Annotated in this window: 10 protein-coding genes, 1 tRNA gene and 1 pseudogene; 7 read left to right on the top strand and 5 right to left on the bottom strand. The window is 38.7% G+C overall.

Annotated features, from left to right (window positions below; translation table 11 throughout):
• Positions 1-23: 23 nt before the first annotated feature.
• Both NXG61_RS02030 and NXG61_RS02025 read right to left on the bottom strand, forming a co-directional pair.
• Complete coding sequence (locus NXG61_RS02030) at positions 24-791, bottom strand: SDR family oxidoreductase (protein ID WP_196604444.1); 768 nt, start codon at positions 789-791, stop codon at positions 24-26.
• 56 nt (positions 792-847) lie between these two features.
• Entirely contained in the window at positions 848-1,522 is a 675-nt protein-coding gene (locus tag NXG61_RS02025) for a FadR/GntR family transcriptional regulator (protein WP_307224189.1), read from the bottom strand.
• 277 nt (positions 1,523-1,799) lie between these two features.
• Here NXG61_RS02025 and NXG61_RS02020 point away from each other — a divergent pair, with 277 nt between their 5' ends.
• The 6 genes and pseudogenes from NXG61_RS02020 to NXG61_RS01995 all read left to right on the top strand — a co-directional run.
• Positions 1,800-2,807: a zinc-dependent alcohol dehydrogenase gene (locus NXG61_RS02020; RefSeq protein WP_307224191.1), complete on the top strand. Its 1,008-nt coding sequence runs from the start codon at positions 1,800-1,802 to the stop codon at positions 2,805-2,807.
• A gap of 18 nt (positions 2,808-2,825) precedes the next feature.
• Positions 2,826-4,130 (top strand): MFS transporter, encoded by a 1,305-nt coding sequence (locus NXG61_RS02015; protein WP_307224193.1) that lies wholly within the window; start codon positions 2,826-2,828, stop codon positions 4,128-4,130.
• A gap of 38 nt (positions 4,131-4,168) precedes the next feature.
• Complete coding sequence (ilvD, locus tag NXG61_RS02010) at positions 4,169-5,827, top strand: dihydroxy-acid dehydratase (protein WP_307224195.1); 1,659 nt, start codon at positions 4,169-4,171, stop codon at positions 5,825-5,827.
• Between the two features lie 281 nt (positions 5,828-6,108).
• Positions 6,109-6,792, top strand: coding sequence for a reverse transcriptase domain-containing protein (locus NXG61_RS02005; RefSeq protein ID WP_307224197.1), 684 nt, complete (start codon positions 6,109-6,111; stop codon positions 6,790-6,792).
• A gap of 341 nt (positions 6,793-7,133) precedes the next feature.
• Positions 7,134-7,406, top strand: coding sequence for a hypothetical protein (locus NXG61_RS02000; RefSeq protein ID WP_370871664.1), 273 nt, complete (start codon positions 7,134-7,136; stop codon positions 7,404-7,406).
• A gap of 153 nt (positions 7,407-7,559) precedes the next feature.
• Positions 7,560-7,955, top strand: a pseudogene (locus NXG61_RS01995) (transposase); the annotation flags it as partial.
• 79 nt (positions 7,956-8,034) lie between these two features.
• Here NXG61_RS01995 and NXG61_RS01990 read toward each other — a convergent pair.
• From NXG61_RS01990 to NXG61_RS01980, 3 genes are all read right to left on the bottom strand, one after another.
• On the bottom strand, positions 8,035-9,459 hold the full coding sequence (locus NXG61_RS01990) for an aldehyde dehydrogenase family protein (protein WP_307224199.1): 1,425 nt from the start codon (positions 9,457-9,459) through the stop codon (positions 8,035-8,037).
• A gap of 306 nt (positions 9,460-9,765) precedes the next feature.
• Positions 9,766-10,821 carry a hypothetical protein gene (locus NXG61_RS01985; RefSeq protein WP_307224201.1) on the bottom strand — a complete coding sequence of 352 codons (1,056 nt, stop codon included), beginning with the start codon at positions 10,819-10,821 and terminating at the stop codon, positions 9,766-9,768.
• Between the two features lie 123 nt (positions 10,822-10,944).
• Positions 10,945-11,904 (bottom strand): alpha/beta hydrolase, encoded by a 960-nt coding sequence (locus tag NXG61_RS01980; RefSeq protein ID WP_196604451.1) that lies wholly within the window; start codon positions 11,902-11,904, stop codon positions 10,945-10,947.
• 183 nt (positions 11,905-12,087) lie between these two features.
• On the opposite strand from NXG61_RS01980, the gene NXG61_RS01975 reads away from it, so the two are divergent.
• Positions 12,088-12,163, top strand: a tRNA-Ala gene (locus tag NXG61_RS01975).
• Position 12,164 lies beyond the last annotated feature (1 nt).

Raw genomic sequence — 12,164 nt, 5'->3', positions numbered from 1 at the left:
CTCAAAATCGAGCACGCCTTCTTCTATTTTCCTAAGTAGCCGCCGTCTATAGGGATTATGGCACCGTTTATATAATCAGAGGCCGGCGAGGCCAAAAATACGGCCAATCCTTTCATGTCTTCAGGGGTTCCCCAGCGTCCGATCGGAATGCGATTTAAAATTTCCCCGTTTCGTTCAGCATCATTAACAAGGTTGATATTCATTTCTGTGTCCATATATCCGGGAGCTATTGCATTTACATGCACATTTTTTTTTGACCATTCATTAGCCAAGGCTTTAGTGAGCTGTGCTACACCGCCTTTGCTGGCAGCGTATGCCGGTACGGTAAAGCCTCCGAAAAAGCTGAGCATAGAGGCCATGTTGATGATTTTTCCATAACCTTCCTCAATCATTTTTTTCCCTGCCAGCTGACACAGACTGAATACGGCATTTAAATTTACCTGCATGACACTGTGCCAGTCAGACAGAGGAAATTCTTCGCATTTGTGCCTGCTTTGCAGTCCGGCATTATTGATTAAGATATCTATTTTCCCGTTGAGAAGGGTCAGTGCTCTTTCGAATATGAGCGGGATACGGTCTTCTTCAGATAAATTTCCCTGCAGACCAAAAGCCTTGTAGCTTTTGCCGACAAATTCATCTGCTGTTTTAAGTACACTGTCACTTGAACCGATCAGTACCACTTCAGCGCCGGCTTCACAAAGCCCTTCGGCCATTCCTTTACCCAATCCGCGGCCGCCGCCTGTAACAATAGCTTTCTTCCCGCTCAAGTCAAACATATTTAATATAGACATACTTTTTTCTCCTTTTCTTTGCGGTATAAAAAATATGCGGTGAAGCATTTTCTTAATTATGGCTTACGCTTTTTCAATATGAAATTACGTAAATTGTTCAAATGCATGATCATGCCGCAACGTGCACCCACTATATCATTATCTTTTATAGCTTGAAATATCTGTCTGTGATAAATAAGTGTATCGTGCTTTAATGAGTCTTCCGTTACAAAAATATTTTTTTGGACAGATGAATGAATAACTTTTACTATTCTATCAATTATCTTATTTCCGCTGGCACGGGCGATTGCTTCGTGAAAGGCGCTGTCTTCTCTGCTGTACTCATTGCTATTTTCTATCAGTTTTTCTACCACGGTGCAGGCTTCACCTATTACTGCACAGTCGTCTTCCGTGGCATTTGTGGCAGCCAGCGCTGCCATTTCCGGTTCAAATATAAGCCGCACATTTATCATGTCAAAAGCCAGATTGACATCATCGTTGATAAGCGAAAGCCCCAAGGGGTCTTTTATCATTCCCCTTTCTGAAGAAACAAAAGTGCCTGCTCCTTGCTTTATTTTCAATATATTGCGCGATGCCAATGCCTTTACTGCCTCACGGATAGTACTGCGACCAACGTTCAGTCTGTCGGCTAATTCGTATTCGGTAGGAAGTTTGTCACCCGGGTCTAATTTATTTGTGGTTATCAATTTTATAATATTCTGCTGTGCTAATTCGGATAATGGAGTATTCAAACATCTTACCTCATTTCTGATAATATTTTTTAAACATCTGATGTATTTATCTAATTTTATCACATATTTTTTTTATTTCAAGGTATAATGGCAGAAAATAGACCAATTAATAAATATATACCACTGAAAAACTTTTTTACTTACCTATTGACTTAGAAATTTATCTGATGTATTATTTTAATATCATCTGATGTATTTAAAATATTCTTAATTATATTAAAATACAAAAATATGATTGCTATATATTTTTGTATAATTATTTTAGGAGGGTTATTTTATGAAAGCTATAGTATATGAAGGACCAAAAAAAGTGAGTGTAAAAAATGTGGACATACCAAAAACCAAAGATGGTGAAGTGTTAATAAAAGTTAGTTATGCTGGAATTTGTGGTACAGATTTAAATATATTTGCAGGAACACATCCTCGTGCAAAGGCACCTCTTATTCCAGGTCATGAATTTTCAGGTGTTGTTGTTTCAGATGGGAAAAAATACAAAAAAGGTGATAGGGTTGCGGCATATCCGTTGATTTCTTGTGGGCATTGTGAGCCCTGTAAAACGGGTAATGCACATGTATGTGATCATTTAGGACTGCTGGGTATTGATTGTAGTGGAGCTATGGCAGAATATATTTCTGTAGATGAAGAAAAATTAGTTGAATTACCTGACACAATATCAGATGAAATGGGGGCCTTTGTTGAACCTGTCGCTGTTACGGTACATGCACTACGCGAAAATAGTTTTAAGTCAGGGGATAATGCTATTGTTTTTGGCTGTGGCACTATTGGATTGGCTACGGCTCTTACATTACGTAATTTCGGAGCAGGTAAAATTATTTTGGTAGAAACAGATGAAAGCAGAGCAAAGATCGCACGTGAAATGCATTTTAAAGTGATTAATCCTATAAATGAAAATATGCAGGACTTATCTAAAGATGTTACTGATGGGGTAGGATTTGATTGGGTGTTTGATTGTGCAGGTGTTCAGGCAGTTGCTAGTGCTTTATTTGATTCAGTAAAAGTAAAAGGACATATTGTGATAATTGCTGCATATAAAAAACCTGCTTCATTATCTTTAATAATGGGGATGTTTAAAGAAACATGCATATTATTTACAAGAGTATATCGTTATAAAGATTTTGCAATAGCAACAGACCTTGTGCAGAAGGAAAAAGATTACGGAAAAATTATTACTCATAAATTACCGTTAGAAGATGGAGCAAAAGGATTCGAATTGTTAACAACACCAATGAGTGGTGCTGTCAAGGTAATGTATAAAATATCATAATGAAGGGAGATGATATATATGCAAAATGAAATGTTAGCAAATATTGCTATGCAAAAAGCAAGGAATAAAATTATTCCTTGTATCATTTTGATGTATATAATGTGTTTTTTGGACCGGTCAAATATAGGGTTTGCTAAACAGGCATTTCAAATGGATACAGGTATTAGCGACGCTGCTTTTGCATTAGGTGCAGGAATATTCTTTATTGGCTATGCAGTTTTTGAAGTTCCGAGTAATATTATAATGAATCGTGTGGGTGCAAAGTTTTGGCTTATGCGCATTATGGTAACATGGGGATTAATTGCAGCCAGTTTTGCCTTTGTAACTAGCGAAACACAATTTCTCGTATTGCGCGTTTTACTTGGTATTGCAGAAGCGGGTTTTATACCAGCAATTGTATATTACCTTACTTTCTGGTTTACAGAGGAACAACGCAGTTCAATGATGGGATTATTTTGGTTAGGGGTGCCGTTGGCATTTGTTTTTGGATCACCTATTTCTGGATTGTTATTAGATATGCATGGTATTTTAGGATTAAAGGGATGGCAATGGTTATTTGCGGTAGAAGGACTTTTAGCTTCGCTTTCAGGCATATTAATTTATGAAAACCTAAGTGATGCTCCTAATGATGTAAACTGGCTTACAAAAGAAGAAAAAGAAGCATTAACAGCAGCTTTGCTTAGAGAAAAAGAATCTCAGAAAATAGAGACGAATAATGCAGTGTCTGCATTATATAATCCCAAAGTTTGGTATATGTGTTTAATAAGTTTCACGGTGCAAGTGGCCAACAATGGATTTAATTTTTACTTTCCTACATTAGTAGCTTCTTTACTAGGCGTGAAAGTGGGGACGCTGGTTGGATTTGTCAGTGCTATACCATGGATTTGTTGTGCAATAGCAATGGTATCACTACCTAAATTATCTGATAAAACAGGAAGCAGGGGAATATTAGCTGGTTTTATTATTTTAACATCTGGGATTGGGTATATAATTTCTGGGACTCATATGGTGGTTTTAGGAATAGTTGCTATGTGTGTGGTAGCAGCATGTAATGTTGCATGCCAACCTATTTATTGGACAATGCCTAGTCGTTTTCTCAGCGGTGCGGGTGCTGCCAGTGGTATTGCACTTATAAACTCCATGGGGAATTTAGGTGGATTTGTAGCACCTAATTTAAAAACGTGGGCCGAAATTACGTGGGCATCTTCTACGGCTGGATTATATGCAATGGCAGGTTTTGCGTTTATTTCTGCTATATTGTTATGGTTAACAGTTCCTTTGAAACTTGGAAATAATTTATTGAAGAATAAATATTCTAAATAAAAAATTAATTTTAAATATTAACAAAGGATGTGTACACCTTGCATAGTGATGAACTGAAAAAAGGAATATATAGAGCTAATCAACGTTCTTTACTGAAAGCTGCTGGCCTCGGGGAAGAAGATATACAAAAACCGTTAATTGGTGTGGTAAATTCATTTAATGAAATAGTACCTGGGCATACACATTTGAGAGAAATTGCAAAATATGTAAAACTAGGAATAGCAGCCAAAGGAGGTACTCCACTGGAATTTCCATCTATTGCCATTTGTGATGGTATGGCAATGAATCATGAAGGGATGCGATATTCTTTGGCTAGTAGAGAACTTATCGCAGACTCAATTGAAGCAATGACCATTGGACATCAATTAGACGGTCTTGTGCTAATAACAAATTGTGATAAAATTACTCCGGGAATGTTAATGGCTGCAGCGCGAACTAATATACCTTCAATAATGATTTCGGGAGGACCTATGTTGGCTGGAACTTTTCAAGGGGAAATTACAGACAATAGTGTGGGATGTGAAACTTCAGGAAAAGTAGCCACTGGCAGGCTGACTGTAGATGAAATGAGTGAGTGGGAAGATACATCCTGTCCTACCTGTGGATCATGTTCACATTTGGGGACAGCAAATTCAATGAACTGCATGGCTGAGGCTTTAGGTATGACATTGCCTTGGAATTCTGTTATTCCAGCAGTTTATTCGAAGCGTAATGTATTGGCTCGCAGGACAGGAGAACAACTTATGTATTTGGTAAAGCATAATATTTGTCCTCATGATATTTTATCTCAGAAATCATTTGAAAATGCAATTGCCACTGATATGGCAATTGGAGGTTCTACTAATACGGTACTGCATTTAATAGCCATTGCCCATGAAGTAGGAATAGATTTATCCGTTAATAAATTTGATGAAATAAGTAAAAAAGTACCTAAGCTGTGCAATTTTAGTCCTAGCGGAAAATATCATATGGAAGATTTGTTCCATGCAGGTGGTCTGCAAGCCGTAATTAAAGAAATTTCAAGAATTAACATGATTCATGAGTCAGCATTGACAGTAACCGGGCATACTATAGGTGAAAATATAACTTATTCCCAAATAAAAAATAAAAAGGTTATAACATCAGCTCAAAATCCGTATTATAAAGAAGGGGGAATTGCAATTTTATGGGGAAATATTGCACCCTCCAGTGCAGTGGTAAAAGCTGGTACGGTGAACGTAAGTATGCTAAAACATAAGGGACCTGCAAAGGTTTTTTATTCAGAAGATGACGCTGTAAGTGCTATTGTTAAAAGAAATATAAAAAAAGGGGACGTAATTGTAATTTTATATGAAGGCCCAAAAGGAGGGCCTGGCATGCGAGAGATGTTAATGGCAACTGCTGCCGTAGTGGCTTCAGGTTTAGATAAAGAAGTTGCGTTGATTACAGATGGTAGGTTCAGTGGGGCAACACATGGTGCCTGCATTGGGCACATATCACCTGAAGCTGCATCTGGGGGACCTATTGGTGTAATTCGCAATGATGATATAATAGAAATAGATATTCCTGCAAGAAAACTAAATCTTTTAATATCAGATAGTGAATTGGAAGAACGCCTCAAAAATAATGAGATAAAGCCGCGGAAAAAGAGAAAAGGCTACTTATCAAGATATTCAAAAAATGTTTTATCTGCCAATTATGGTGCTATATTGGAATAAAAAAAGTCTGTACATAAATATGAAAATTATGTACAGACTTTCTTATGTGGTGCGCCCGGCATGGGCGCAATCTAACGGGTGAAAGTCCCGAGTGCGGGTAGATAGTGCCAAAGCACATAGCTTAAGACAAGGGTGTCCATCGTGAGGTGGAATCTGAAGGAAGTCGGCGGCAAATCTCTGGTCTGACGAACAGAAATCACATAGAAGGCAGTGAAAACTGGGTAAATGGGCTGCCTTGCCAGGGTATGCTGGAAGCAGAGAGTAACAAGGGAGCGCGGAGCGTGGCAACACTGGAACTTGCAAAAGAGAACCGCGTAAACTTGTTAGAAGAAATACTAGACCGAAACAATCTCAATGGGGCGTATGCCCAAGTACTACGCAAGAAAGGTACAGGCGGAGTAGATGGGATGCAAGTAGGCGACTTAAAGCAGTGGCTGAAGGAAAACAAAGAAAAATTGCTTGAATCCTTGCGAAAAGGGAAATACATTCCTCAACCCGTGAAAAGGGTTGAAATTCCGAAACCGGATGGAGGAATCCGAAAACTAGGAATACCCACCGTGCTTGATCGACTCATTCGGCAGGCAATTGCGCAAGTGATGACGCCTATCTTCGAGAAGATATTTTCAGCAAGAAGCTATGGATTTCGACCGGGAAGAAATACGCAGCAGGCAATTAAACAAGCCGAAGCGTACTACCGGGAGGGATACACGAAGGTAGTAGGTATCGACTTAGCACAATATTTCGATACGGTAAATCATGACATGCTTATCAACATGGTCCGAGAAGAAATCAAGGATGAACGAGTGATTGCGCTCATCCGAAGATACCTGAAAAGTGGAGTTATGGAAGGTGGCATAGTCAGTCCTAACAGATCGGGAACCCCGCAGGGAGGAAAATCTATCACCCCTGTTGTCGAATATCTATCTGACAAAGTTTGGCCAACTGTTGGAGAAGCGCAGACGTAAGTTCGTGAGATATCAGATGACTGCAATATCTATGTTCGAACAGAACGTGCAGCAAAGCGGGTAATGGAAAATTGCGTAAAGTTCCTAGAAGGAAAACTGAAGTTACAGGTAAACAGAAGGAAAAGCCGAGTTGGTAGCCCATTGAAGGTGAAATTTCTGGGATTCTCATTGCACAAAGTGGTGAGAAAAATTGGAATACGTCCGCATGGAAAAGTGCTGAAACGCTTTAAAAAGAAGATTAAAGAAATAACGAGCCGAAGTCGTGGACGATCGATTCAAGACATACTGCAAGAATTGAGAAATATACCACAGGCTGGTTAAGCTACTTTTCTATAGCGAATATGCGGACGCAGATGCAGGAGATAAATAAGTGGATACGGCGCAGGTTGCGGATGTATCTATGGAAGCAGTGGAAGAAAATATCCACTCGGTTTATGAATCTGCAGAAACTAGGTTTAGATAGAAATAAAGCTTGGCAGTATGCCAATACCCGACTAGGCTATTGGCGCGTGGCTGGAAGTGTTATTTTGAAAAGGACACTAACAGACAAATACCTCGAATCTCTTGGCTATATGAACATAGCGAAGAAATACGAGGTATTCCATTTACGTTAAGTTATTGAACCGCCGTATACCGAACGGTACGTACGGTGGTGTAATAGCATTGAGATAAAAGTACATTTTGATACTAGCGTGCAATGAGAGTTCTTCAAGTTTTATGTAGTGGTGTAAAATAGTTTATGCTTTTGGGAAAAATTCGTAAAATGAAGATTTATCATTGATCTAAAGCCAATTTATAAAGCAACAATGGAAGAAACTGCCTTATTTGCCTTAGATGAATTTGAGACTAAATAGAACTGTAAATATTCGTTAGGTGTAAAATTTTGGAGGGCTAATTGGAATGAAATCTCTACCATGTTCAAATATTCCCCTGAAATACGCAAATTAATTTATACAACTAATGCTATTGAAAATTTCAACCGTCAATTACGAAAAGCAACCAAGACAAAAAATGCTTTTGTTTCGGATAACGCTTTAATGAAATTGCTATATTTAACAACGATCAGCATCGTGGATAAATAGACAATGCCAATTCGTAATTGGGGAGATTATACTCGATAACCTCATGATTACTTTGGTGACCGTGTCAAAATATCAGTATAAAATTCAACTTGATTTTATACTGATATTTGGATTCAAGAAATGTGATTATATGAAGAAGTAAGTCTTCGCGCAACTTTTTTTAACTAAAATTGAATACAATCAATTTTTCTTCCGTTAATTCACGCACGGCGTATTCAGGACCTTCTCTGCCGATTCCACTGTCTTTAACACCACCGTAGGGCATATTGTCCATGCGGAATGTAGAACCGTCATTTATGATAACGCCGCCTGTTTCTATTTTTTCAGCACAAAGTCGAGCTACAGATAGGGATTTTGTGAATACACCTGCCTGCAATCCGTATGTGGAATTGTTCACTGCTGCAATTGCCTCGTCTATTGTATCATAAGGTATTATCGAAAATACGGGTGCGAAAGTTTCTTTGCAAATAACATTCATATTTTCTTTTGTGTTCGTCAAAATGGTCGGATTGAAGAAAGAACCATTTCTCTTGCCGCCGATCAATAGCCTTGCGCCGCCCTTAACGGCATCGTTTACCCATTTTTCAATACGGACGGCTTCCTTTTCGGCAATCATCGGGCCAATATCAGTATTTTCTTCTATAGGATTGCCGACTTTCAACGTTTTTGTATATTCTACGGCTGCAGTGCAAAATTCTTCAAAAATATTTTTTTGTACATAGACACGCTGACAAGATATGCACACCTGTCCTGCGTTTACAAAGGCATACTTTGCACATAGTTGAGCAGTCATTTTTATATTTTCAATATCATTATGCACAATATTTGCTGAATTGGAACCCAATTCCAAAGCGATTTTTCTGAAGCCGGCAGCTTTCTGCAATTCCTTGCCGACAGGAACACTTCCGGTAAAGGAAAACATTTTTATTCGCGGATCGTTCACCAGTAAGTCACCTACAAGAGAGCCTTTGCCCATGACTAAATTCAAAAATCCGGCAGGCAATCCTGCATCGGCAAAAGCATCACAGAGCAACGAGGCTGTCAGGGGAGTCGCTGATGCAGGTTTATATACTACCGTATTGCCCGCTGCCAGGGCGGGACCTATTTTGTGGCATGCCAAATTAACCGGGAAATTAAAAGGAGTTATGGCACAGACGACACCGAGAGGCATTCTTTTGGTATATGCCAACCGATTTTCACAGCCAGGGGCTCCCTGAATAGGAACCATCTCTCCGGTGAGGCGTTTTGCCTCTTCTGCGGATAAGATAAGCGTCTGATATGAGCGGGATATTTCCCCCATGGCATCCTTTATTGGTTTGCCGGCTTCTGCCAACAGGGTTTCTGCAAATTCACGCTGACGCTGCATGACGTTGGCTGCGGCCTTCATCAATATATCATATCGTTGATAAGGTGTCAGTTTTACGGTATCGAATGCTTTTTGAGCGGCATCAACAGCCATTTTTATCTCTTTCTCACCGGCGGTGTAAATGGTTGCAAAAGCTTCACCGGTGACCTTATCGTAAACTTCATCTGTCGATGCAGAGGTAATTTTCTTTCCATCAATAAATAATTCATATTGTTTCATTCAATGGCCTCCCTATAGGTAATCATAATATATAGTGATACTTATTCATTCTTTAAATCATCAAGCTGTTTTTGCGATTAAAGTTTGCTGTACCCAAGATAGCATGAATAAGATCTATATTTATATTATACAACTTTACTGGTAATACCTGCTGGCATATACTTTTTTCTATGTGATATTAATAAATATTCGCACACTAATCTGTTGAAAAGCGTGCGAATAAAAACGAACATATTAAAAATTTGACATCCGTTAGTGAAATTATAAAGGGCAGCATATAAGAAAGGATATTTATAATTGTGTAAATTATGGTATTTCGGGAACAAATAGTGCCGGCATTTTATTTATTATGTCGGATACTTTTTGTTCGAGAACCAAAGCCGATTGATGGCTGTATTCAGCCTTTACCAGACTGGCTTTTGAATTTTTCCCTATACCGGCAGCAAAATATTTCCATGCCTCCATCGTTTTGGCATTGCTCTGCAATCGTAATATATGCAGATGCAGTGCGCCCGCGGGTACATTTACATTTTGCAGATATTCCTCATGCGATTTATATGCCGGAATTATTTCTGACAGTATAAAGTTTTGTATTAGAGTCCGTTTATCGGCTGATACATCAGAGCCTATGGTTTTCGTCATTGTCAAAAATTTTGTCTGCAATCCTTGGAATATACGATTATACTCCGTTGTCCTGTCTTTTGTATCTTTTATGTATGAAGCTATATCAACATTGCACAAATCACGTACATGAATAAGATAGTCACGGTAATTGATAATTTTTGTTATTTGCCATATGCCTTCAGTATTTTTCTGCAGCTGTAATTCAAGAACAAAATCCGTATCAGTATACCTGTCTGCAACGGTCACAGGAATAATGTAATTGCCATTGTCATCTTTTATCAATGAACCTATTTTTCTCACGGACGTGTTGCGAAGCATAGAGCGTTCCAGCAGTTCATCATAGTCTATTCCGAGTTCTCTGCCTTTTAATACAGATGTTCCCGTTGGGTCGTGCCATACATCATCCTTTAAATAAGTATCCAGCATTGTTAATGTCCCGTCGCAGACGTTCTTTTTGATCAATTTATAGAATTGATCAAAAATCTGTTTTATTTTCGGGGGCATGTTACTGTTATATGTAAATAAATCGCCGGTTACATCATCATAGCCGAATGATACCACCGAGTCTAAATCTATTGTGCGCATCAATAGGGTGGTATTATTATTTTGATAAGCAAAGCGCAGCTGCGTTGCTGTATACCATGGAGTGTACATAAAGAACACGAAACTGGCATATAATGCCAGCAAAACTATCGCGAAAATAAGAACTATCTTGTTCTGCCTAAAGCAATTACGCATTAAATATTATATCCCTTCACCTGTAAAATCATGAAAAATATCAGCTGTTTTGCAAAAATGAGTCACAGCATTTTTATTATACTATATTTTTCTGATAATTACACTGCTAATAATATCTTCTCTCTAATTGACAATATTTATATCCTTGAGAAATTTGTGAAGCACGTCATAATATTCTCTGGGATCGCTGTTTAGAGAGACCGCATGTGCCGCATTAGGAAAGATATGAAACTCTTTATAGGAAGAACCTGCATCGTATAAGCTTTGCATAGCTGTTTTCGGTATGAGCGCATCAGCGCCGCCATGCAAGAATAAAATTGGGCTTTGGGTTTTTACAACCGATTTTATGGGTGATAGATCTGCCATAGTTTCTCCTGTGTGCCAATACATAGAGAGCTGACAATAAAACCATAACGCACTGATGATAAAATTTTCCTGCGGCATTTGAAGAAACATCCGCAGTTTTTCACGGTAAACAAGGGCCAAATCGTCATAGGCGCTGTCTTCCACATAAAAGTCCGCTTTTACAGGTGTGTTCGCTCCACTGTGCAGTAATGCATAAGCTCCGCCAAGAGAAACGCCGTGTATGCCTATCTGATCATTGGCCTTTCTGTCTCTGAGATAGCCAATCCATTCGTCGATATCACCAACTTCATTTTTTCCCCAGGTCATCTGACCGCCGCTTTGTCCATGACCGCGCAGGTCCACTAAGAGAACATTGAAGCCCAGTCTTTGGTAAAGCGGCACATAATCTATCGACATTGATCTGTTTTGATACAAGCCATGCAATATGAGGACGGCTTTCTTTGAAGAAACAGGATTTTTTATATATGTACCGGCAAGTGTATACCCATCCTTTGTGGTTATTTCAGCCCGTTCCCATCCTTTCTTTGCCTCTACGGTTTCTATCCTATCGACATTCTGTGAATAATCGGCCAGGGCAGGTACCAGATAATCAACCTGTTGTTTATTCATCATTAAGTAAAGTGTATTGCCGATGATTATACCTAGTATATTTATAATTATAAATATACCAATAAAAAAACCGGCGAAAAAATAAATAGTTTTGTGAAAGATGTGCATTGTTATATTCACCTGAGTTTAAAATGTAAAATGGTTGTTAAAATAATAAGTCTGTTTCTATATAATGTCAACGTCTATGACGTATAAATGCTGACGGCTATTATTTTCTGCATATTTTTCTTGCATTTGATATTCAAATGCCATATAATAATATGCAGTGTCAAGAGGCCTTCGACAAACTGTGGGGATGTAGCTCAGCTGGGAGAGCGTACGGTTCGCATCCGTAAGGTCGAGAGTTCAATCCTCTTCATCTCCACCAA

Origin of the sequence: Pectinatus haikarae (genome assembly GCF_050916305.1) — a bacterium.
GTDB lineage: Bacteria > Bacillota > Negativicutes > Selenomonadales > Selenomonadaceae > Pectinatus > Pectinatus haikarae.
The sequence above is the reverse complement of the archived record's forward strand: the minus strand, read 5'-3'. Positions and strand labels throughout refer to the sequence as shown.